The 21,150-nt window shown below is 73.9% G+C and carries 21 protein-coding genes; 3 read left to right on the top strand and 18 right to left on the bottom strand.

Annotated features, from left to right (window positions below; genetic code table 11):
* Positions 1-13: 13 nt before the first annotated feature.
* From UW392_RS36700 to UW392_RS36680, 5 genes are all read right to left on the bottom strand, one after another.
* Positions 14-1,279, bottom strand: a complete 1,266-nt coding sequence (locus tag UW392_RS36700) for a hypothetical protein (protein ID WP_320779546.1) — start codon at positions 1,277-1,279, stop codon at positions 14-16.
* Positions 1,280-1,388: 109 nt separating this feature from the next.
* The gene (groL, locus tag UW392_RS36695; protein WP_320779545.1) at positions 1,389-3,014 is read right to left on the bottom strand and encodes a chaperonin GroEL; all 1,626 of its coding nucleotides are present in this window, start codon (positions 3,012-3,014) and stop codon (positions 1,389-1,391) included.
* Between the two features lie 132 nt (positions 3,015-3,146).
* Positions 3,147-3,455 carry a co-chaperone GroES gene (gene groES, locus UW392_RS36690; RefSeq protein WP_010986397.1) on the bottom strand — a complete coding sequence of 103 codons (309 nt, stop codon included), beginning with the start codon at positions 3,453-3,455 and terminating at the stop codon, positions 3,147-3,149.
* Positions 3,456-3,719: 264 nt separating this feature from the next.
* Entirely contained in the window at positions 3,720-4,448 is a 729-nt protein-coding gene (locus UW392_RS36685; protein ID WP_320779544.1) for a polysaccharide deacetylase family protein, read from the bottom strand.
* Entirely contained in the window at positions 4,445-5,329 is an 885-nt protein-coding gene (locus UW392_RS36680; protein ID WP_414496858.1) for a polysaccharide deacetylase family protein, read from the bottom strand. Before UW392_RS36680 ends, UW392_RS36685 begins: the two co-directional genes overlap by 4 nt.
* A gap of 139 nt (positions 5,330-5,468) precedes the next feature.
* Here UW392_RS36680 and UW392_RS36675 point away from each other — a divergent pair, with 139 nt between their 5' ends.
* Positions 5,469-6,638 (top strand): class I SAM-dependent methyltransferase, encoded by a 1,170-nt coding sequence (locus tag UW392_RS36675; protein WP_320779542.1) that lies wholly within the window; start codon positions 5,469-5,471, stop codon positions 6,636-6,638.
* On the opposite strand, the gene UW392_RS36670 is transcribed toward UW392_RS36675, so the two are convergent.
* From UW392_RS36670 to UW392_RS36655, 4 genes are all read right to left on the bottom strand, one after another.
* Positions 6,635-7,891, bottom strand: a complete 1,257-nt coding sequence (locus tag UW392_RS36670) for an RNA polymerase sigma factor (RefSeq protein WP_320779541.1) — start codon at positions 7,889-7,891, stop codon at positions 6,635-6,637. The genes UW392_RS36675 and UW392_RS36670 overlap by 4 nt on opposite strands.
* A 43-nt stretch (positions 7,892-7,934) precedes the next feature.
* Positions 7,935-8,291 (bottom strand): YciI family protein, encoded by a 357-nt coding sequence (locus tag UW392_RS36665; RefSeq protein ID WP_320779540.1) that lies wholly within the window; start codon positions 8,289-8,291, stop codon positions 7,935-7,937.
* Between the two features lie 117 nt (positions 8,292-8,408).
* Entirely contained in the window at positions 8,409-9,431 is a 1,023-nt protein-coding gene (locus UW392_RS36660; RefSeq protein ID WP_320779539.1) for an LCP family protein, read from the bottom strand.
* A gap of 192 nt (positions 9,432-9,623) precedes the next feature.
* Complete coding sequence (locus UW392_RS36655; protein ID WP_320779538.1) at positions 9,624-10,694, bottom strand: LacI family DNA-binding transcriptional regulator; 1,071 nt, start codon at positions 10,692-10,694, stop codon at positions 9,624-9,626.
* A gap of 269 nt (positions 10,695-10,963) precedes the next feature.
* Here UW392_RS36655 and UW392_RS36650 point away from each other — a divergent pair, with 269 nt between their 5' ends.
* Complete coding sequence (locus UW392_RS36650; protein WP_320779537.1) at positions 10,964-13,282, top strand: glycoside hydrolase family 3 N-terminal domain-containing protein; 2,319 nt, start codon at positions 10,964-10,966, stop codon at positions 13,280-13,282.
* Here the strand turns inward: UW392_RS36650 and UW392_RS36645 are convergent.
* From UW392_RS36645 to tsaB, 4 genes are read right to left on the bottom strand one after another with little or no spacing between them, the layout of a single operon-like run.
* Positions 13,265-13,522: a hypothetical protein gene (locus tag UW392_RS36645; RefSeq protein ID WP_320779536.1), complete on the bottom strand. Its 258-nt coding sequence runs from the start codon at positions 13,520-13,522 to the stop codon at positions 13,265-13,267. The two genes, UW392_RS36650 and UW392_RS36645, sit on opposite strands and share 18 nt — an antisense overlap.
* On the bottom strand, positions 13,519-14,622 hold the full coding sequence (gene tsaD / locus UW392_RS36640; protein ID WP_320779535.1) for a tRNA (adenosine(37)-N6)-threonylcarbamoyltransferase complex transferase subunit TsaD: 1,104 nt from the start codon (positions 14,620-14,622) through the stop codon (positions 13,519-13,521). The genes UW392_RS36645 and tsaD overlap by 4 nt, the downstream gene beginning before the upstream one ends.
* The gene (gene rimI, locus UW392_RS36635) at positions 14,615-15,106 is read right to left on the bottom strand and encodes a ribosomal protein S18-alanine N-acetyltransferase (protein WP_320779554.1); all 492 of its coding nucleotides are present in this window, start codon (positions 15,104-15,106) and stop codon (positions 14,615-14,617) included. Before rimI ends, tsaD begins: the two co-directional genes overlap by 8 nt.
* A 38-nt stretch (positions 15,107-15,144) precedes the next feature.
* The gene (tsaB, locus tag UW392_RS36630) at positions 15,145-15,798 is read right to left on the bottom strand and encodes a tRNA (adenosine(37)-N6)-threonylcarbamoyltransferase complex dimerization subunit type 1 TsaB (RefSeq protein WP_320779534.1); all 654 of its coding nucleotides are present in this window, start codon (positions 15,796-15,798) and stop codon (positions 15,145-15,147) included.
* Between the two features lie 151 nt (positions 15,799-15,949).
* Here tsaB and UW392_RS36625 point away from each other — a divergent pair, with 151 nt between their 5' ends.
* Positions 15,950-16,501, top strand: a complete 552-nt coding sequence (locus UW392_RS36625; RefSeq protein WP_320779533.1) for a hypothetical protein — start codon at positions 15,950-15,952, stop codon at positions 16,499-16,501.
* A 63-nt stretch (positions 16,502-16,564) separates the two neighbouring features.
* Here UW392_RS36625 and UW392_RS36620 read toward each other — a convergent pair whose 3' ends face one another.
* The 5 genes from UW392_RS36620 to UW392_RS36600 form a co-directional block, all read right to left on the bottom strand.
* Positions 16,565-16,744 carry a hypothetical protein gene (locus UW392_RS36620; protein WP_320779532.1) on the bottom strand — a complete coding sequence of 60 codons (180 nt, stop codon included), beginning with the start codon at positions 16,742-16,744 and terminating at the stop codon, positions 16,565-16,567.
* Positions 16,745-16,911: 167 nt separating this feature from the next.
* Positions 16,912-17,481, bottom strand: coding sequence for a tRNA (adenosine(37)-N6)-threonylcarbamoyltransferase complex ATPase subunit type 1 TsaE (gene tsaE, locus UW392_RS36615; RefSeq protein ID WP_320779531.1), 570 nt, complete (start codon positions 17,479-17,481; stop codon positions 16,912-16,914).
* Positions 17,447-18,703, bottom strand: coding sequence for an alpha/beta hydrolase (locus tag UW392_RS36610; RefSeq protein ID WP_320779530.1), 1,257 nt, complete (start codon positions 18,701-18,703; stop codon positions 17,447-17,449). The genes tsaE and UW392_RS36610 overlap by 35 nt, the downstream gene beginning before the upstream one ends.
* Before the next feature lie 49 nt (positions 18,704-18,752).
* Complete coding sequence (gene alr, locus UW392_RS36605; RefSeq protein ID WP_320779529.1) at positions 18,753-19,922, bottom strand: alanine racemase; 1,170 nt, start codon at positions 19,920-19,922, stop codon at positions 18,753-18,755.
* A 46-nt stretch (positions 19,923-19,968) separates the two neighbouring features.
* Positions 19,969-21,150 (bottom strand): NAD(P)H-hydrate dehydratase (locus UW392_RS36600; protein ID WP_320779528.1); only part of this gene is annotated, 1,182 nt, incomplete at its 5' end.

The following is a 21,150-nucleotide window of genomic DNA, read 5'->3' as shown; positions in this document are numbered from 1 at the left end:
ACGTCGGCGGCGCCTACTCCTCTGTTCCCCCGGCGCACGACGCCCAGACCTCCGCCAGCAGGAGCGGGTACCGGTCGCCGTACGTGCCGAGCGCGTGCCAGACCGCCTCCAGGGCTGCCCGCAGCGGGTCCGGGTCCGCGGCGGCGGGTATCGCGGGGAGGGCGAAGTGGGGCTGGGAGATGCGGTGGGGGGTGCGCTGGGCGCCGGCTGGGCGCAGTACGGCGTAGCTGCCGTGGGCCCCCGTCGGCGCCGCCGCCTTCGGGCTCGGGCTGTGCACCGGGGGGCTCGGGGGACCTGGCGCCCGCATGGGTCTCGGCTCGCGTGCGGGGGTGCTCGGCGGCAGGTACGGCGTCCGCCGCGGCGGGACCGCCTCCAGGGCCGTCCGGTGCGGGACCTCCGGGTCGGTGCTCAGGGACTCCCACATGGCGTTCGGGTCGTCGAACGGCGGTGGCAGCGGGTGCCCGTCGGACAACGCGGTGAGTGCCGTCACGATCCAGGGCAGGGCCGTCAGGCCCGCCGCCTCGCAGGCACGGTGGGCCGCCAGTACCGCTGCGCGGCGCTGCGTGCCGGGGCCGGCCGCGTCCAGCGTGTGCACCAGGTCGGTGTCGTAACGGAGCAGCCCTTGGACATTGCCCCCTACCGCGCGCAGCGTGTCGCTCGGCAGTCGGCCGCCCCACAGCCACCGCTCGCGGTGCAGGAGCCGCTCGGCGGCGGCCCGTTCCTCCGCCTCGCGGGCCAGGCGGGCGGCCTCGGCGCGCTCCTCCTCGGTGGGCGGCGGGGGCAGTGCGCGGGCCCAGTCGTGCCAGTGGGCGACCTCGGGGGAGGTCCGGCGGACGACCCGTGCCGGGGCGGGCGGGGCCGGCCAGAACTGGAGGAGGTACTCGTCGGCCGGGGGCTCACCGGGTGAGCGGGTGTCGCGGTCCCGGCCCTCCGCGAAGTCCCGGGCGCAGTACCGCACCCGGTGGTCGGTGACCGGCAGTCCGAGATCCGTCCCCGCGAGGCGGGACGTGTCGGACAGCGGCCGGAAGGACACCTCGACCACCTCCTCCCACTCCGGATCGAGGGCGGGCTCCGCGTCGTGCACCTCCGCGGTGAGGCCGACGTGTCCCGTGTGCAGTCCGGTGGTCAGCCAGAGGAACCCGGGCTCCGCGGCGCCGCACAGCCCCACGTCCTGTCCCGCGAACGCCTCCCGCAGACCCGGTATCGATCCTCGTGGGTCGCTCTCCACGTACGTCTGGCCGTACTCGACCCACACCTCGCCACCGACCGGTACCCGCACGATGCCTCCCCCTCCGTGAGTTCTCTCATCATGGCGGGGGCCACTGACAGACGCCGGTGCCCGGCACCCCCGAAGGGATGCCGGGCACCGGCGTTCAGTGAGGGAAGCCTCAGTGGGAGTGGCCGTGGCCGTGGCCCGCGGCGGCCGGCTCCTCCTCTTCCTTCTTCTCGACGACCAGGGTCTCGGTCGTGAGGAGGAGGGAGGCGATGGAGGCGGCGTTCTCCAGGGCGGAGCGGGTGACCTTCACCGGGTCGATGACGCCGGCCTTGACCAGGTCGCCGTACTCGCCGGTGGCGGCGTTGTAACCGCTGCCCTTCTCCAGCTCGGAGACCTTGGAGACGATGACGTAGCCCTCCAGGCCCGCGTTCTCCGCGATCCAGCGCAGCGGCTCGACGGCGGCCTTGCGGACGACCGCGACACCCGTGGCCTCGTCGCCGGTCTTGTCGAGGTTGCCCTCCAGGACCTTGACGGCGTGGACCAGGGCGGAGCCACCACCGGAGACGATGCCCTCCTCGACCGCGGCGCGGGTCGCGGAGATAGCGTCCTCCAGACGGTGCTTGCGCTCCTTCAGCTCCACCTCGGTGGCGGCGCCGACCTTGATCACGCACACGCCGCCGGCCAGCTTCGCGAGGCGCTCCTGGAGCTTCTCGCGGTCCCAGTCGGAGTCCGTGGCCTCGATCTCGGCCTTGATCTGGTTGACGCGGCCCTCGACGTCGGCCTTCTCGCCGGCACCATCGACGATGGTGGTGTCGTCCTTGGTGACGGTGACGCGGCGGGCGCTGCCGAGCACGTCCAGACCGACCTGGTCGAGCTTGAGGCCGACCTCCTCGGAGATGACCGTGGCGCCGGTGAGGACCGCCATGTCCTGGAGCATGGCCTTACGGCGGTCGCCGAAGCCCGGGGCCTTCACCGCGACGGCGTTGAAGGTGCCGCGGATCTTGTTGACGACGAGGGTGGAGAGCGCCTCGCCCTCCAGGTCCTCGGCGATGATCAGCAGCGGCTTGGAGGAGTTGGCCTGGATGACCTTCTCCAGCAGCGGCAGCAGGTCGGCGATGGAGGAGATCTTGCCCTGGTTGATGAGGATGTAGGGGTCCTCCAGGACGGCCTCCATGCGCTCCTGGTCCGTCACGAAGTACGGCGACAGGTAGCCCTTGTCGAAGGCCATGCCCTCGGTGAAGTCCAGCTCCAGACCGAAGGTGTTGGACTCCTCGACGGTGATGACACCGTCCTTGCCGACCTTGTCCATCGCCTCGGCGATCAGCTCGCCGACCTGGCTGTCCTGGGCGGACAGGGCGGCGACGGCGGCGATGTCGGACTTCTCGTCGATCGGGCGCGCGGTGGCGAGGAGGTCCTCGGACACGGCGGCGACGGCCGCGTCGATGCCCTTCTTCAGCAGCGCCGGGGAGGCACCCGCGGCGACGTTCTTCAGGCCCTCGCGCACCAGCGCCTGGGCGAGCACGGTGGCGGTGGTCGTACCGTCACCCGCGATGTCGTTGGTCTTGGTCGCCACCTCCTTCACCAGCTGCGCGCCGAGGTTCTCGTACGGGTCCTCGATCTCGACCTCACGGGCGATCGTGACACCGTCGTTGGTGATGGTGGGGGCACCGAACTTCTTGTCGATGACGACGTTGCGGCCCTTGGGGCCGATCGTCACCTTCACCGTGTCGGCGAGCTTGTTGACGCCGCGCTCAAGGGCGCGACGGGCGTCCTCGTCGAACTTCAGGATCTTCGCCATGGGAGCGTGAGCCCTCTTCCGAAAAGTGGTGTGCAAACGACGCTGCGCCCCGGGCGCCCGGCTTGTTAGTGGTGGCGGGAGCCAGGGGCGCAGCTGGAAAAGCAGAGGTGAAGCGGTGGTGCTCGGTGGTGCTTACTTCTCGACGATCGCGAGCACGTCGCGGGCCGAGAGGACGAGGTACTCCTCGCCGTTGTACTTCACCTCGGTGCCGCCGTACTTGCTGTAGAGCACGACGTCGCCGACGGTGACGTCGAGCGGAAGACGGTTGCCGTCCTCGAAGCGGCCCGGCCCCACGGCCAGGACGACGCCCTCCTGGGGCTTCTCCTTGGCGGTGTCCGGAATGACCAGGCCCGAAGCCGTGGTCTGCTCGGCGTCGAGCGGCTGGACCACGATGCGGTCCTCGAGCGGCTTGATGGCAACCTTGGAGCTGGCGGTCGTCACGATCCGACCTCCCCCTTCGGAGATCTCACGGGGTTAACTGTCTGAGGTGGCGACCAGGTCGATCCGTCGTCGCGGGTGCCGGACCTGCCCGTCGCTTAGTTGGCACTCTCCCGGGGGGAGTGCCAGAACCGAGACTATGACCGCGATTAGCACTCGGTCAAGCGGAGTGCCAATGCGGATGACGCGTCGGGCTTTTTTCATCGGCCTGAACGGCCTTGTCCTCAAGCGCCGGACGGGAGCGCCGGACGGGCTGAGAAGACACGGCTACAGGTACTCCTCCAGGGCGGCCACCCGTAGGCCCGCCGCCTCGATCTGCCTCAGCAGGTGTTCCGTGCGCTGTGTCAGGGAGTGCGGGGCCGGGTGGTCCGGGTCCACGGCGATGATGTCGCCGGGGCGCAGGCGGGGTTCGCCCCGGGTGAACGCCAGTGAGCCCGTGGCGTCCGGGGCCGCGCGCCACAGGACGACCGCCGTGATGCCGCAGTCGGCGGCGGCGCGCAGGGTGGCGGCGTCGTAGCGGCCGTGGGGCGGGCGGAGCAGGCGGGGGCGGACGCCGAAGCGGGAGTTGAGCTTGCGCTGCTGGCCGCAGATCTCGGCGTGCTGACCGGCGTGGGGCAGGCCGCGCAGGACGGTGTGGTCGAGGGTGTGGTTCTGCAGGCTCGCGCCCACCGCGCGGAGCCGGGCGAAGTGGCCGTACGCCGGTCCGGCCACGGTGTCGGCGAGGAACAGGGTGACGGGCAGCCGCCGGTCGCGGACCAGGTCGGTGAAGCCGGGGGCGCGTTCGGCGCCGTCGTCGTAGGTGAGGAAGACGACCCGGTCGCCGTGGGTGGGGACGTGGTCGAGGACGGGGGGAGGGGCGGCCCCCGTCCCACCGGCCCCACCGGCCTCGTCGCCCCGGGCGACCGTTCCGCCCCCGCCGTGCTGCTGCCCGCAGCCCGTGAGCAGGGCGGCGGCCAACGCGGCGCAGACCGCCGCCCCGGCCCGGCGCCGCCTCACAGGTAGTCCTCCAGGCGGGCCACGGCGTACCCCTCGGCGGTGACCTTGTCGAGGAACCGGCGGACCATGTCGGGCATGGTGCCGTCCCAGTCCTCCTCGCCGCGGAAGTGGGTCAGGACGATGTCGCCGCGGTGGATCTCCCGGTCCCACTCGCGGTAGTCCCAGTGGTCGACGAAGACCTCCTCGTTCCACAGCGGGACGTGGGTGACGCCGCAGCTCTTGGCGGCGACCAGGGTGTCCTCGTTGTAGTTGCCGAAGGGCGGGCGGAAGAGGGCCGGGCGCTTGCCGTAGTGCTTCTCGATCACCTTCTGCATGCCGCAGATCTCGCGCTTCTGCTCGGCGTAGGAGAGTCCGGGCAGGTACGGGTGGTGCAGCGTGTGGTTGTCGAGGGTGACGCCGCGGGCCTGCATCGCCTTGAAGTAGCCGTAGTCCTCCTTGACCAGGTAGTCGCTGAGGAAGGCGGTGTACGGGACCTTCAGGTCGCTCATCATCTTCAGGAAGCGGCGGTCCTTCTCGCCGCCGTCGTCGATGGTGAGGAAGACGATCTTCTCTTCGGTGGGGATCGTCGTGAAGACCGGTGGCAGGTCGCGTGCGGTGTGGCCGTCGACCTCGAAGCCGTCCCGGGTGGGGATCTCCGGCTTCTTCTCCGGTGGCGGAGGTGCCGTCAGCGGCACCTTCTTCAGGCCCCAGCGCTTCGCGGCGGCGACGCGGGCGGCGTGCGCGGCGCGGAGCTTGGAGGCGTAGCCGTCGAGGGCGCGCGCCGGGGGCGCGTTCAGCGGCCGGCCGCCGGCGGGGCGCACGTCGGAGGAGGCCGTGCAGCCCGGGACGAGGACGGCCACGGCGAGCACGGCGAGCCCGCCGCGGACCCACGCCGTGCGCATGCGCATGGATACGGTCCCTCTTTTGTCGTTTTGTACTACTGATCCCATGGCGCCGGATCTTCGCAGTCCACGGCCAAGAAGCCGTCCCGACACCGCGACCGGTCGCCGCGCCGTCCACCGACTGGCCCACAATGGCCCGGTGAACGACCTCGACGCCCTCCGCACCCCCGCCGGCCGCGCCCTCCTCGACGAGGTGCGCTCCACCGACCCCGCGCAGGAACTGGCCGTCGCCACCCGGCTGCGCCGCACGCACCCCGCCGAGCTGGTGTCGGCCGCGCTCGGGCAGGCCCGGCTGCGGCAGCGGGCGGTGGCGAAGTTCGGCGCGGAGGACGCCGGGCGGATGTTCTTCACACCCAACGGGGTCGAGCAGTCGACACGCGCGCGTGTCGCCGCGTACCGGGCCCGGCGCTTCACCGAACTGGGCGTGGCCTCCGTCGCCGACCTGTGCTGCGGCATCGGCGGCGACGCGATCGCGCTGGCGCGGGCCGGCATCCGGGTGCTCGCCGTGGACCGCGACCCGGCGGCGGTCGCGGCGGCCCGCGCCAACGCCGAGGCGCTGGAGCTGGACGGGCTGATCGAGGTGCGGCAGGCGGATGTGACGGAGGTGGACACGGGCGGGTACGACGCCGTGTTCGTCGATCCGGCGAGGCGCGGCGGCAGGGGGCGCGTCTTCGATCCCGAGGCGTACTCACCGCCGCTGTCGTGGGCCGTCCGGGCCGCCCGTACGGCGTCCCGCGCCGCCGCGCTCAAGGTCGCGCCCGGCATCCCGCACGAGGTCGTGCCGGACGGCGCCGAGGCCGAGTGGATCTCGGACGGCGGGGACGTGAAGGAGGCGGTGCTGTGGTTCGGCACCGAGCCGGGCGCGGTGCGCGCGACGCTGCTGCCGGGACCGCGCACGCTCCTCTCCCGCGGCCTGCCCGACCCGGAGGTCCGCGCCCCGGGCCGGTACCTCTACGAGCCGGACGGCGCCGTCGTCCGCGCCCACCTGGTCGCGGAGGTCGCCGACCGGGTCGGCGGCGGCCTGCTCGACGCGACGATCGCGTACGTCACGTCCGACGATCTGCGTCCCGATCCGTACGCCACCGCCTACGAGATCACCGACGTACTGCCCTTCGGCGTCAAGAAGCTCAAGGCGCTGCTGCGGAAGCGGGAGGTCGGCGTCCTGACGGTGAAGAAGCGGGGGTCGGCGGTGGAGCCGGAGGAACTGCGGCGCAAGGTCAAGCCGCAGGGGCCGCACTCCGCGACCGTGTTCCTGACCCGGGTCGCGGGGGCGCCGTCGATGCTGATCGGGCGGCCCACCGGCGTCTAACAGCAGTCCGCCGCCCGCCGGAGGAGGAGTGCGCGCTCCCGCTCGTTGCGGGTGAGGGACGCGGCGCGTTCGAACTCCGCGCGGGCCTCGGCCGTACGGCCCAGGCGGTGCAGGAGGTCGCCGCGGACGCTGGGCAGCAAGTGGTACTCGCGCAGGGCGGGTCCGGCGGCAAGGGCGTCGACCAGGTCCAGGGCCGGTGCCGGGCCCTCGGCCATCGACACGGCGACCGCGCGGTTCAGCTCCACGACCGGGGAGGGGACACGGGCCGCGAGCAGTCCGTAGAGGGCCGCGATGCGCGGCCAGTCGGTCTCCTCCCAGGTGTGCGCCCGCGCGTGGCAGGCGGCGATCGCGGCCTGGAGGACGTACGGGCCCGGGGCGGTGGCGTCGGCGCGGGCGAGGGCGGCGGTGCCACGGGTGATGAGCATGCGGTTCCAGCGGGCGCGGTTCTGGTCCTTCAGCAGCACCGGTGCGCCGTCGGGTCCGGTGCGGGCGGCGGTGCGGGACGCCTGGAACTCCAGCAGGGCGGTGAGGCCGTGGACCTCCGCCTCCTTCGGCATCAGGGCGGAGAGCCGCCGGGCCAGGCGCAGGGCGTCCTCGCACAGGGAGGGGCGCAGCCAGTCGTCGCCGGCCGTCGCCGCGTACCCCTCGTTGAAGATCAGGTAGATGACGTCGAGGACGGAGCCGAGGCGGGCCTCGCGGTCGGGGCCGTAGGGCACCTCGAAGGCGACGCCCTTCGTGGCGAGGGTGCGTTTGGCGCGGACGATCCGCTGGGCGACGGTCGGCTCGGGGACGAGGAAGGCGCGGGCGATCTCGGCGGTGGTCAGGCCGCCGAGGAGGCGGAGGGTGAGGGCGGTGCGGGCCTCGGCGGAGAGCACCGGGTGGCAGGCGGTGAAGACCAGCCGGAGCAGGTCGTCGTCGATGTCCTCGGGGTCGGCCGGCTCCACGGGCTCGGCCGACTCCGGCAGCGCGCGGCCGATCTCGGCCAGTTTGCGGGCGTACGTCTCCCTGCGGCGGACCAGGTCGACGGCGCGGCGGCGTGCGGTGGTGGTGAGCCAGGCGCCCGGGTTGTCGGGCACGCCGTCCCGGGGCCACTGCTCCAGGGCGGCGACCAGGGCGTCCTGGGCGAGTTCCTCGGCGAGTCCGACGTCCCGGACGACGCGGGCGGCCCCGGCGATGACGCGCGGGGCCTCCAGCCGGAAGACGGTCTCGATGGCGGCCCGGGTGGCCTCGCCAGGAGCGGGCTGTGGTTCCACGGCCTCCATGCAACACCACGGGCCGCCCCCGGCCAACAGGCGCTCAGCCCTCGCCGACCTCCCGCACCTCGCAGGTGATCGTCCAGTGCTCTTCGTGGACCTTCAGGAACCGCTTGGTCCACTCGACCGCCTCGGCGCGGTCCTTGGTCTGCAGGAAGAGGTAGCCGCCGATGACCTCCTTGGTCTCGGTGAAGGGCCCGTCGGTGACGGAGAGCCGGCCGCCCTCCCAGCGGACCCGGGCGCCCTCGGCCGTCGGGGCCAGCCCGGCGTTGTCGAGCATCACCCCGGCCTTCGTCATCTCCTCCAGCAGTTCGCCCATGCGCCGCATCAGTTCGGGGCTGGGGCCCTCGGCAGGGGCGTCGGTCTCGCTGACCCTGATCAGCGACAGATAACGGGGCACGGTGCGCTCCTCGGGACTCGGTGGTGACCGGGTTCCTTTCCCGGTCCTCACCCTTGCGTCGATCGGGAGACCGGCGGATCGACACGCAGCGGGGAATTCCTTCCGGCCGGCCCGCTTTCAGCGCAGCGACTCCCACAGATCCGCCGCCTCCGGTTCCTCGGCCACCACCCGGTTGGCGTCGCTCGGCGCCTGCACCACCGGCATCGTCACCGTCGTCACGGCGTCCGCGTCGAGGCCGCCGAGGCTCTGCCCGAGGCTCATCAGCTCGCCCAGGGAGTCCAGGCCGGTGTCGGTGGTGAGGCTGCCGGTGACGGCGTCGGCGACCCGGTAGAGACGGGTGGGGTCGGTGAGCAGGTCGGTGGCGGAGATCTGCTCCAGCAGCGCCTTGACCAGTTTCTGCTGGAGCTCTATCCGGGCGAGGTCGCTGCCGCCGGCGATGCCGTAGCGGGTGCGGGCCAGCCCGAGGGCCTCGGTGCCGTCGAGGTGGTGGGTGCCCGCCTGAAGCGTCAGGTGGCTCTTGTCGTCGTCGATGTCCTCGTCGGTGGTGACGGTGACCCCGCCGAGGGCGTCCACCAGCTTGGCGAACCCCGAGAAGTCGATCTCGATGTAGTGGTCCATGCGGACGTCCGTGAGCGCCTCGACCGTCTTCACCGCGCAGGCCGGACCGCCCACGGCGTAGGCGGTGTTGAACATGACCTGGTACGCCTCGCTCGTCGAGGTCCCGTCGTCCAGCGGGCAGGAGGGGCGGGTGACGAGCGTGTCGCGCGGGATGCTGACCACGGTCGCGCCGGTCCGCCCGGCGTCGAGGTGGACGACCATCGCCGTGTCGGAACGGGCGCCCTCGCTGTCACCGCCGCCCAGTTCCTCGTTCTCGTCGCCGCTGCGCGAGTCGGAGCCGAGGACCAGGATGTTGAGGGGGCCGGTGTCCTGCGGGGAGGCGGACACGGACGGCGTCGCCGACGGCCGGGCGGGGCGGTCGTCGCCGAGCGCGCTGTTGATGTCGACGCCCGTGATGTTGTCGTTGAGGTGCCAGTAGGCCCAGCCGGCCGCCGCGATGCCCAGCAGCAGCGCGCCCGCCAGGGCGAGGCCGGCGGCCTTCAGCGCTTTCCCCCGCCCGCCCATGTGCCCGCCCCTGTCCATGCCCCAGCCATGTCGTCACCCGTGTGCCCGCCGGGGAAGAACGTAAGTCCGAATTGTTGCGGGGGGCGACACAGGGCAGGCATTTCTGCGGAAATTCTCAGACACGAGGGCATGGGCTCCCGGACTGCCGCGTCGGTCGTCGCGCGGGACCGTAGCGGTGCCGAAAGTAGCGGTGCCGAAAGTTTCGGAGGGCTATCCGACCGGCGCTCCCGGGGCCGGCGGCGCCCCCGTGCTGCTCCGCACCACCAGGCTCGTCGCCAGCTCCACCCTGGTCGCCGCGGCCGACCCGTCCTCGCCGCGCCCCAGCTCAAGCACCAGCCGCGCCGCGGCCTCGGCCATCTCCGTCAGCGGCTGCCGTACGGTCGTCAGCGGCGGGCCGACCCAGCGGGCCACCGGCAGATCGTCGAAGCCGACCACGCTCAGGTCGTCCGGCACCCGCAGCCCGAGTTCCCGGGCGGCCTCGTACAGGCCGAGCGCCTGGAGGTCGTTGCCGGCGAAGACAGCGGTGGGCCGGTCGGGGCGGCGCAGCAGCTCCAGGCCCTGGCGGTAGCCGGCCTCGTGGTGGAAGTCGCCGGTGCGGATCAGCGCGGGGTCGACCGGGAGCCCGGCGGTCTCCAGCGCGGCCCGGTAGCCGTCGATCCGGGCGCGGCTGCACATCATCCGGGTGGGGCCGCTGATCGCGCCGATGCGGGTATGGCCCAGCTCGACCAGGTGCCGGGTGGCGGCCAGTCCACCCTGCCAGTTGGTGGCGCCGATGGAGGGCACGTCGGAGCCGGGGTCGCCCGCCGGGTCCATCACGACGAACGGGATGGAACGGCTGGTCAGCAGGGCCCGCTGGGACTCGTCGAGCCCGGAGAGGACGAGCACCACACCGTGCGGGCGGCGGGCGGCGACCTGGTCCGCCCAGGTCCGCCCGGGGGTCAGCCGCCCCGCGCTCTCGGAGAGCACGACGCTCAGCCCGGTGTCCCGGGCGACGTTCTCCACGCCCCGGATGACCTCCATCGCCCAGGCGCTCTCCAGCTCGTGGAAGACCAGGTCGATCAGGGGCGAGCGGGTGGCCTCGGCCCGCCGGCGCCGGTAGCCGTGGGCGCGCAGCAGCTCCTCGACCCGGGCCCGGGTCGCGGGGGCGACGTCGGCCCGGCCGTTGAGCACCTTCGAAACAGTCGGCGCCGACACACCGGCCTCGCGGGCGATCTCGGCGAGGGTCGCGGTCTGCGAGGACCGCCCTCGCGTCCGGGTTTCAGCGGGCTGCGGGGATGTCATGGCGGCGATCGTATCCCTGCCGAGGGGCGCGATCGTATCCCTGCGGGCCCTCTTGACGAACTCCGCACCGCGCCATAGGTTCCCGGAACATTCGATTGTCACGCCGAAACATTCGCCACCACCGCACGCGCCACCCTCGCACGCGCCATCACCGCGCGCGCCACCACACACACACGCGCGCCCCCACCGCGCTCGTCGCAATGCCTCAATGCCTCAATGCCTCAATGCCGCAACCGCAGGAGCCCTCGGATTTCCGGGACAGGAGTTCCATGACCACCGCGCCCTGGCGTGACCCCGCCCTGCCCGCCGCCGCCCGTGTCGACGACCTCCTGGCCCGGATGTCCCTGGAGGAGAAGGCCGCCCAGCTGTACGGCGTGTGGGTCGGCGCCGCCACGGACGGGGACGGCGTCGCCCCGCTCCAGAGCCAGATGACGGCCGACCACGACTGGGACGAGCTGATCACCCGGGGCCTCGGCCAGCTCACCCGCCCCTTCGGCACCGCCCCCGTCGACCCTGCCGTCGGCGCCCGGTCACTGGCCGGCGCCCAGCGGCAGATCATGGCGGCCGGGCGCTTCGGCATCCCGGCGCTGGCCCACGAGGAGTGCCTGGCCGGGTTCACCGCCTGGCGGGCCACCGCCTACCCGGTGCCGCTGGCCTGGGGCGCGGCCTTCGACCCCGACCTGGTCGAGGAGATGGCCCGGCGGATCGGCCACGACCTGCGCTCGGTCGGCGTCCACCAGGGTCTCGCGCCGGTCCTGGACGTCGTACGCGATCCGCGCTGGGGCCGGGTGGAGGAGACCGTCGGCGAGGACCCGTACCTGGTCGGCACGGTCGGCGCCGCCTATGTGCGGGGCCTGGAGTCCGCCGGGATCGTCGCCACGCTGAAGCACTTCGCGGGGTACGCCTCCTCGGCCGGGGCGCGCAACCTCGCGCCGGTCAGGGCGGGGGTGCGCGAGTTCGCCGACGTGACCCTTCCGCCGTTCGAGATGGCGCTGCGCGAGGGCGGCGCCCGCTCGGTGATGGCGGCGTACACCGAGACCGACGGCGTGCCCGCCTCGGCCGATCCGGCGCTGCTGACGGGGCTGCTGCGCGAGGAGTGGGGGTTCGCGGGGACGGTGGTCGCCGACTACTTCGGCGTCGGCTTCCTGCAGAGCCTGCACCGCGTCGCCGGGGGCCCGGCGGAGGCGGCCCACCTGGCGCTGGAGGCGGGCATCGACGTGGAGCTGCCCACCGTCAAGTGCTACGGCACCCCGCTCCTGGAGGCGGTCGGGGACGGGCGGGTCCCCGAGCAGCTCATCGACCGGGCGGCCCGGCGCGTCCTGCTCCAGAAGTGCGAACTGGGCCTGCTGGACGAGGACTGGACGCCGGAGCCGCCCGCCGCCGACCACGTCGGCATCGACCTCGACTCCCCCGCCAACCGGGCCGTCGCCCGCCGTATGGCCGAGGAGTCGGTCGTCCTCCTGGACAACCCGGACGGGCTGCTGCCGCTGGCCCCCGACACCCGGATCGCGGTGGTCGGCCCCCGGGCCGCCGACGCGCTGGCGATGCTCGGCTGCTACTCCTTCCCCTCCCACGTCCTGCCCCACCACCCCGGGGTCGCGGCCGGCATCGACATCCCGACCGTCCTGGAGGCGCTGCGCGCCGAACTCCCCGACGCCAAGGTGACCTTCGCCGAGGGCTGCGACACCTCGGAGCCGGACACCGGCGGATTCGAGGAGGCGGTGGCCCGCGCCGCCGAGGCCGACGTCTGCGTCGCCGTACTGGGCGACCGGGCGGGCCTGTTCGGCCGGGGCACCTCGGGCGAGGGCTGCGACACGAGCGACCTGCGGCTGCCGGGCGTGCAGGGCGCGCTGCTGGACGCGCTGGTCGCCACCGGCGTCCCGGTGGTCCTCGTCCTGCTCACCGGCCGGCCCTACGCGCTGGGCCGCTGGGACGGCCGCCTCGGCGCCGTCGTGCAGGCGTTCTTCCCGGGCGAAGAGGGCGGCCCGGCAGTCGCGGGCGTCCTCTCCGGCCGCGTCACCCCCTCGGGTCGGCTCCCGGTCAGCGTGCCGCGGCTGCCCGGCGGCCAGCCGTGGACCTACCTCCAGCCGCCGCTGGGCCTGGCCGGCGAGGTCAGCAACCTGGACCCGACGCCGCTGTACCCGTTCGGCCACGGCCGCTCGTACACGACGTTCGCGTGGGAGGACGCCACCGGGAACGGCCAAACGGAGATCGGCACCGACGGCTCCTACGACCTCTCCGTCACCGTCCGCAACACCGGCGACCGCGCGGGCGCGGAGGTCGTCCAGCTGTACCTGCACGACCCGGTGGCCCGGGTGACCCGGCCCGACGTACGCCTGATCGGCTACCGGAGGGTGGAACTCGCCCCCGGCGAGGCGGCCCGCGTCACCTTCCGCTTCCACACCGACCTGTCGGCGTTCACCGACCGGACCGGGCGGCGCGTGGTGGAACCGGGCGACCTGGAGCTGCGGCTGGCCGCCTCCAGCGCGGACGTCCGCCACACCGCCCGGCTGCGGCTGACCGGCCCCGAGCGGGTGCCGGGACCGGACCGCCGGCTGCTGTGCGGGGTCTCAGTCCGTGCCGAGTGACTCGAACCGCCACCGGTGCACCGCCCGGCTGACCAGACCCTCGTCCGGCTCGGGGAGTTCGGGCAGGTCTGCGTCGTAGGGCGCGTCCCACCAGGTGATGACGAGGACGCGGTCCTGCGGGGCGCGCAGGGTCTCGCGGCGCACGGGGGCGGCGGGCAGGTCCTGGGCGCGGGCCCAGGCCAGGAGTTCCGCGCCGCGGCCCGCGACGGCCCGCGCCTCCCACATCACGGCGACCGTCATGAGTACAGGTTCTCCTTGCTGACCTCGTGCACGTGATCGTGATCGTGGCCGTGCGCGTGGCCGGGGACGTGCGGGTCGGTGACCGGCAGGGAGGAGTCCGCCGACAGGTCCCAGTCGGAGGCGGCCCGGCCCCGGGCCACCATCTCCGCGCCGAGCGCGGCCACCATCGCGCCGTTGTCCGTGCACAGCTTCGGGCGGGGGACGCGCAGCCGGATACCGGCCGCCTCGCAGCGCTCCTGGGCGAGCACCCGGAGCCGGGAGTTGGCGGCGACGCCGCCGCCGATCATCAGGTGGTCGACGCCCTGGTCCTTGCAGGCGCGGACGGCCTTGCGGGTCAGTACGTCGACGACCGCCTCCTGGAAGGAGGCGGCCACGTCACGCACCGGCACGTCCTCCCCCGCCGCCCGCTTCGCCTCGATCCAGCGGGCCACGGCCGTCTTCAGCCCGGAGAAGGAGAAGTCGTACGCGGGGTCGCGCGGCCCGGTCAGGCCGCGCGGGAAGGCGATGGCGGAGGGGTCGCCCTCGCGCGCGTAGCGGTCGATGACGGGACCGCCGGGGAAGCCGAGGTTCAGCACCCGGGCGATCTTGTCGAACGCCTCGCCGGCCGCGTCGTCGATGGTCGCGCCGAGCGGACGGACGTCGGCGGTGATGTCGGTGGAGAGCAGCAGGGAGGAGTGCCCGCCGGAGACCAGCAGGGCCATCGTCGGCTCGGGCAGCGGGCCGTGTTCCAGCTGGTCGACGCAGATGTGCGAGGCGAGGTGGTTGACGCCGTAGAGCGGCTTGCCGAGGGCGTAGGCGTACGCCTTGGCCGCGGAGACGCCGACGAGCAGGGCGCCCGCGAGGCCGGGGCCGGCGGTGACGGCGACGCCGTCGAGGTCGCGGGCGCTCACCCCGGCGTCCTTCAGCGCGCGCTGAACGGTGGGGACCATCGCCTCCAGGTGGGCGCGGCTCGCGACCTCCGGGACGACCCCGCCGAACCGGGCGTGCTCGTCGACGCTGGAGGCGACGGCGTCGGCCAGCAGCGTGGTGCCGCGGACGATACCGACGCCGGTCTCGTCGCAGGAGGTCTCGATGCCCAGCACCAGGGGTTCGTCAGCCATTGATCTCGGTTCCTCGTTCGCTTCCCGGTACGGCCGTGGAAGGGTCGGTCAGTCGCATCACCAGGGCGTCCACGTTCCCCGGCTGGTAGTAGCCGCGCCGGACGCCGATGGGCACGAAGCCGAACCGCTCGTAGAGCCGCTGCGCCCGGACGTTGTCGACGCGGCACTCCAGCATCACCTCGGAGCACTCGAAGGCGGTGGCGGCGGAGAGCAGCTCGGTCAGCAGCCGCCCGCCGAGGCCGGTGCCCCAGTGGTCGCGGGCGACGGCGATGGTCTGCACGTCGGCCTGCTCGCTGGAGGAGGCGACCAGGCCCGCATAGCCGACGATCCGGCCGTCGGTGTCCTCGGCGACCAGGTACCGGCGGTTCGCGCCCGGTCCCCGGGCGTGGGCCAGCTCGGACCAGAACATCCCGCGGGACCAGGCGTCCTCGGGGAACAGGGCCCTCTCGAGGTCCATGACCGGGTCGATGTCCCACCAGCGCATCTCGCGCAGCACGGCAGTCGATGGCTCGGTTGGCTCGGTCACTTGGGGGTGACCACCTTGTAGTTCTTGGGCACCTGGGCGTCGGGGCGGCGCAGGTACAGCGGCCGGGGCGCGGGCAGTTCCGCACCGGCGGCGAGCCGCTCGGCGGCCAGCGCGGCCAGGGCGGCGGCGGAGACGTGCTCGGGCTCGTGCGCGATGGGGAAGGTGTCCGGGTAGAGCAGCGCGCCGGCGCCCACGGCCGGGAGGCCGGCGACCTCGTCGGCGAGGTCGGCGGGGCGGTCGACGGCCGGGTCGGTGAGGCGGGTGCGGGAGTCCGCGTACCGCGCCCAGTAGACCTCCTTGCGCCGGGCGTCGGTCGCCACCACGAAGGGGCCTTCGAGATCCGTGGCGTAGGCCAGTCCGTCCAGCGTGCACACGCCGTGCACGGGGACGCCGAGCGCCAGCCCGAAGGTGTCCGCGGTCATCAGGCCGACCCGCAGTCCCGTGTACGGGCCGGGGCCGGTGCCGACGACGATGCCGGTGACCGCGTCGAGCCGCAGGCCGGCCTCGGCGAGCACCCGGTCGACGGCGGGCAGCAGCAGCTCACCGTGGCGGCGCGCGTCCACCTGGGCGGAGGAGGCGATGACGTCCGTGCCGTCGTGCAGGGCGACGGTGACGGCTGGGGTGGCGGTATCCAGAGCGAGCAAGAGCACACGAACAGCCTACGGCGGCCCGGGGAGCCGTGTCGGCCGGGCCGGTCGCCCGGTCACCGGCTGCTACCGTCGCGTCTCTACGTGTGATCGACTCTCTCTACGTGTGATCGACTCTCCGGGTGTGACCGGTACGGCGCCGAGGTGGTACTCCGTGGCAAGCAGCAGTTCCGCAATGGTCACCGGGCTGACCGCGGCGGCCCTGGTGACGATCGGCGTCCTCGCCTACCAGGCGTCGGCGACCGCCCCCGCCGAACCGGGCCGGGAACGGGCCGGCGCCTCGCCCTCCCCCGGCGCTTCCAGGGCCCCGCGCGACGAGCGGCGCCCCGACGCGCTGCCGGCCGGGTCCGGAACGGGTGAACGGGTCGTGTACTCCGTGGACGACGACCGCGTGTGGCTGGTCGGCGCCGCGGAGCGGGTGCGGCGGACGTTCCGGGTGACGCCCGGCGCGGTGGACCCGGCGCCGGGCGGCTACGCGGTCACCTCCCGCTCGAACAAGGTCACCGGTTCCGACGGCGTCCCGATCGAGCACGTCGTCCGGTTCACGAGCGTCGACGGCGTGGTCATCGGCTTCAGCGCGGCGGTGGACGACGCGGCGCGGCCCGCGACGGGCGCGCGGACGGGCGGTATCCGGGAGGCGCGGGCGGACGGCGACGCGATGTGGGAGTTCGCGACGATCGGCCAGAAGGTCGTGGTGGTGCGCTAGCCCCTGTCGTCACATTTCGTCGTCACATTTCCGGCCTTCCCGCCGACAGGGCCCGGCGCGGTCTCAGGCCGCCTCGCGGTGGTCCCGGACCGTCACCGCGGTCGTACGGGGGGCGGGTTCGGGGGCGCGCGGCGGCGTGGAGACGGCGGCCGCCGCGGCGCAGGACGCCAGCAGGTCGTGCATGGACAACGCACCGGTCGCGGTCGGCCGCGGGCGCCTGCCCGGGGTCTGTGAAGCCGACATGGTCGCCTCCTGAAGCTCGGGGGCGGCATGGTTAGGCATGCCTAACCACGTACTGGATACCATGTGACCACGGGCAGGACGCGGAGCGCAATATGTTCCCGACGTGTTGTCGGAATCTGTCGGGACCCGCGCGGCGGGCCCGGCGGATCGCGGCGGGCCCGGTGGGTTCAGGCGGTGAGCGCGCTCAGGTCGGCCGCGGCCCAGCGCGGGCCGATCCCGGTCAGCGTCACGTGCCGCACCTCGTCGGTGGTGTCGCCCACGGCGCGGTCGATGACGAGCCGGAGCCGGTCGTCGGTCAGCTCCTCGACCTTGCCCTCGCCCCACTCCACGACGATCACGGAGTCCGGCAGGGAGACGTCCAGGTCGAGGTCCTCCATCTCGTCGAGGCCGCCGCCCAGCCGGTAGGCGTCGACGTGGACGAGCGGCGGCCCGTCGCCCAGCGAGGGGTGCACCCGGGCGATCACGAACGTCGGTGAGGTGACGGCGCCGCGCACGCCGAGGCCCTCGCCGAGTCCCCGGGTCAGCGTCGTCTTGCCCGCGCCCAGCTCTCCGTTCAGCATCACCAGGTCACCGGGGCGCAGCAGCTTCGCCAGCCGGCGGCCCAGGTCGCGCATCTGCTCCGGGGAGGTGACGGTGATGTCGGTGGCGGTGCTCTCGGTGACGGTGATCTCGGTGGCGGGGTTCTCCGTGCCGGGGGCCGGCTCAGCCGGGCCCTGCGGTGCCGCTGGTGCTTCCATAGCCACCCACGGTAGCCCCTGCGGGTACGGCCCCGGCCCTGACCAGCAGGTCGGCGAGGCGGTCGGTGACCACCTCCGGGTGCTCCAGCATCACCAGGTGCCCGGCGTCCTCGACCAGCACCAGTTCGGCGTCGGGGAGCCGGTCGGCGATCTCCTCGCTGTGCTCGCTGGGCGTGACCAGGTCCCGCACCCCGGCCAGGACGAGGACGGGGAGGTCCGCGAAGCGGTCCAGGGCGTCGGCCTTGTCGTGGTCGTCGAAGGCCGGGTAGAACTCGGCGACGACGTCGATCGGCGTGGACTCGATCATGCGCTCGGCGAACCGGGAGACGGCCGGGTCGACGTCCCGGGTCGCGAAGGAGTACCGCTTGATGACCGAGGCGAACAGGTCGGCGGTCGCCCGGCGCCCCTTCTCCACCAGTTCGGCCCGCTGCCCCAGCGCCTTCAGTACGCCCGGGAGCACCCGCCGGACGGCGTTGACCCCGGCCACGGGCAGGCCGAAGTTGACCTCACCGAGCCGTCCCGAGGAGGTGCCGACCAGGGCGACGCCGACGACCCGTTCCTTGATCAGCTCGGGGAACTCGTCGGCCAGGGCCATGACGGTCATCCCGCCCATCGAGTGCCCGACCAGTACGAGGGGCCCCTCGGGCGCGGCGGCGTCCAGCACGGCCTTGAGGTCGCGGCCCAGCTCCTCGATGGTGACCGGCTCGCCGGCCCGGACCTGGGAGACGCCGCGCCCGGACCGGCCGTGGCTGCGCTGGTCCCAGTAGACGGTGCGGACGACGCCGCGCAGGGCGGCGCGCTGGAAGTGCCAGGAGTCCTGGCTGAGGCAGTAGCCGTGGCAGAAGACGACGGTGACGGGGGCGGGCGGCTTGCGGCCGAAGAGACGCCGGCGGCGCGGTGCCGTGCCGTCCGCCGGTTCAATGTCGTCGACCTCGTAGTACAGCTCGGTGCCGTCCTCGGCGTACGCCTGCCCCGGCGTGCCGCGCAGCGCGCCGTACGGGCCCGCCGAGTCGAGGGCGAGACGGGCCTTCCTGCGCATGCCGCGCCCGACGGTGAGCCGCTCTATCGTGACGCCGGCCGCGGCGCCCGCCGCGACGACGCCTATCGCGACGCCGGCTATGCCGGTCGTCCGGCGCCAGCCGCCGGCCGCGGCCCGGACGGCGGCGGTGGCGACGGCCTCCGCCGCGGCCTCCGCTGCGGCCTCCCCGCTTGTCTCGCTCACGTACCGCTCCTCCTCACCACCGGCTCACCCACGCGGGTCACCGTCCGGGTCACCCGTTCCTGTGGACGCGCGGGACCCGGGATCCGATACGGGTGACGATCTCGTACCCGATGGTGCCGGCGGCCTGCGCCCAGTCCTCGGCGGTGGGCTCGCCGTCGTCGCCGGGACCGAACAGCACCGCGTCGGAGCCGGCGGCCGGCCGGTCACCGCCGAGGTCCACCACGAACTGGTCCATGGCGATCCGGCCCGCGACGGTACGCCACTTGCCGTCGATCAGGACCGGCCCGGTGCCGGAGGCGTGGCGCGGGACGCCGTCGCCGTAGCCGAGCGGGACGAGGCCGAGGGTGGTGTCGCCGGGGGTGGTGTAGTGGTGCCCGTAGCTGACACCCTCGCCGCCGGGAACGTCCTTGACCAGGGCGAGGGAGGCGGACAGCGTCATCACCGGGCGCAGACCGAGGTCGGCGGAGGTGCCCAGCTCGGGGCCGGGCGAGATGCCGTACAGGGCGATCCCGGTGCGCACCAGGTCGAAGTGGGCCTCGGGGAGGGTGAGGGTGGCCGGGGAGTTGGCGATGTGCCGCACCTCGGGGCGGACGCCCTGCTCCTCGGCGTACGCCGTCATCTCCTTGAAGACGGTGAGCTGCGCGGCGATGGAGGGGTGGCCGGGTTCGTCGGCGCAGGCGAAATGCGACCAGAGCCCGGTAATCCGGAGCAGCCCCTCGCCCTCGGCCCGCAGGGCCGCGCCGATCAGCTCCTCCCAGTCCCGCCCGGGACGGCAGCCGCTGCGGCCGAGCCCGGTGTCGGCCTTCACCTGCACCCGTGCGGGGCGCCCCGCACGCCGGGCGGCGGCCACGACCTCCTCCAGCGCCCACATGCCGCTGACGGACACGTCGAGGCCGGCCTCGATCGCCTCCTGCCAGGGCCCGCCGGGGGTCCACAGCCAGCACATGATCCGTACGTCGTCGGGCAGCCCCGCGTCCGCGCGCAGCGCGAGGGCCTCCTGCGGGGTGGCGGTCCCCAGCCAGGTGGCGCCGGCCTCGACGGCCGCACGGGCGCACGGGATCGCCCCGTGACCGTAGGCGTCGGCCTTCACGACGGCCATGAGGGCGGCGCCGGGCGCCAGCCGCGCCCGCAGGGCCCGTACGTTGCCCCGCAGCGCGCCCAGATCGATCTCGGCCCGCCCCCGCAGAGCGGCACCCTGCCGGTCAGTTGTCTCACTCATCGTGGGGTCAGTGTCTCAGAGGGCCCGGACAGCGCCGCGGCAGCGCTCATCGCGCCTGCCTCACGTCCCGCCACGCCCTCGGGATCGCCGCCGCGACATCGTGCGCCCCGACCGGCGCCCCCGCCGCCGCGAACCGCCCCGCCAGTCCGTGCAGGTACGCTCCCGCGCTTCCGGCGTCCCGCGCGGACAGCCCGGCCGCGAGCAGCGATCCGGCCAGCCCCGACAGGACGTCGCCGCTCCCGGCCGTGGCCAGCCAGGGCGTCCCGGTCGCGTTGGCCCGCACGGCCCGCTCCCCGTCCGCCCCGGCCACCAGCGTCGTGGACCCCTTCAGCAGGACCGTCGCCCGGTACCTCGCCGCCAGCTCCCGCACCGCGTCCAGCCGCGCCCCCTCGACCTCTTCCCGGCCGATCCCCAGCAGCGCCGCCGCCTCCCCGGCATGCGGCGTCATCAGCGTCGGCGCGGTACGCGCGCGTACCGCCTCCGCGTCGGCCAGCCGCAGCCCGTCCGCGTCGATCAGCACCGGCACGTCCGCCGCCACCACCTCCGCCACGGCCCCGGCGTCGTCCCCGGCCCCCGGCCCGACCACCCACGCCTGCACCCGCCCCGCCCGCCTGGGCCCCTCGTCGGACACGAGCGTCTCGGGGAACCGCGCGATCACCGCGTCCCCGGCGGATCCGACGTACCGCACGGCGCCCGCGCCGCCCCGCAGCGCCCCGGCCACGGCGAGCACCGCGGCCCCCGGGTAGCGCGCCGACCCTGCGGCGATCCCGACCACGCCCCGCCGGTACTTGTCGCTCTCGGCGGCCGGCTCCGGCAGCAGCCGGGCGATGTCGGCGTGCTGGAGGGCCTCCACCTCGGCGTCGCCGGGGAGGCCGAGCCCGATGTCGACGAGCCGCACCGACCCGGCGTACTCCCGCGCGGGGTCGATCAGCAGTCCGGGCTTGTGGGCCCCGAAGGTGACGGTGAGGTCGGCCCGTACGGCGCTGCCCCGCACCTCTCCCGTGTCCGCGTCGACGCCGCTCGGCAGGTCGACGGCGACGACGGCGGCCCGCGCCCGGTGCGCGGCCTCGGCGAGCGGTGCCGCATCGGGCCGCAGCCCGCCCTTGCCGCCGATCCCGACGATGCCGTCGACGACGAGGTCGGCGCGCTCGATCAGCGCCACGCCTTCCCCGGTGCGGGCGACGCGCCCGCCCGCCCGGCGCAGCGCCGCGAGCCCTCCGCCGTGCGC

This window comes from Streptomyces sp. CRN 30 (genome assembly GCF_034105845.1).
The sequence above is the reverse complement of the archived record's forward strand: the minus strand, read 5'-3'. Positions and strand labels throughout refer to the sequence as shown.

Coding starts and splice junctions, on each gene's coding strand:
- groL (WP_320779545.1), bottom strand. CDS start 3,014: ATGGCGAAGATCCTGAAGTTCGACGAGGACGCCCGTCGCGCCCTTGAG.
- UW392_RS36680 (WP_414496858.1), bottom strand. CDS start 5,329: ATGCGCACGGCGTGGGTCCGCGGCGGGCTCGCCGTGCTCGCCGTGGCC.
- UW392_RS36660 (WP_320779539.1), bottom strand. CDS start 9,431: ATGGACAGGGGCGGGCACATGGGCGGGCGGGGGAAAGCGCTGAAGGCC.
- UW392_RS36655 (WP_320779538.1), bottom strand. CDS start 10,694: ATGACATCCCCGCAGCCCGCTGAAACCCGGACGCGAGGGCGGTCCTCG.
- UW392_RS36650 (WP_320779537.1), top strand. CDS start 10,964: ATGACCACCGCGCCCTGGCGTGACCCCGCCCTGCCCGCCGCCGCCCGT.
- UW392_RS36645 (WP_320779536.1), bottom strand. CDS start 13,522: ATGACGGTCGCCGTGATGTGGGAGGCGCGGGCCGTCGCGGGCCGCGGC.
- tsaD (WP_320779535.1), bottom strand. CDS start 14,622: ATGGCTGACGAACCCCTGGTGCTGGGCATCGAGACCTCCTGCGACGAG.
- rimI (WP_320779554.1), bottom strand. CDS start 15,106: ATGCGCTGGTGGGACATCGACCCGGTCATGGACCTCGAGAGGGCCCTG.
- UW392_RS36620 (WP_320779532.1), bottom strand. CDS start 16,744: ATGTCGGCTTCACAGACCCCGGGCAGGCGCCCGCGGCCGACCGCGACC.
- tsaE (WP_320779531.1), bottom strand. CDS start 17,481: ATGGAAGCACCAGCGGCACCGCAGGGCCCGGCTGAGCCGGCCCCCGGC.
- alr (WP_320779529.1), bottom strand. CDS start 19,922: ATGAGTGAGACAACTGACCGGCAGGGTGCCGCTCTGCGGGGGCGGGCC.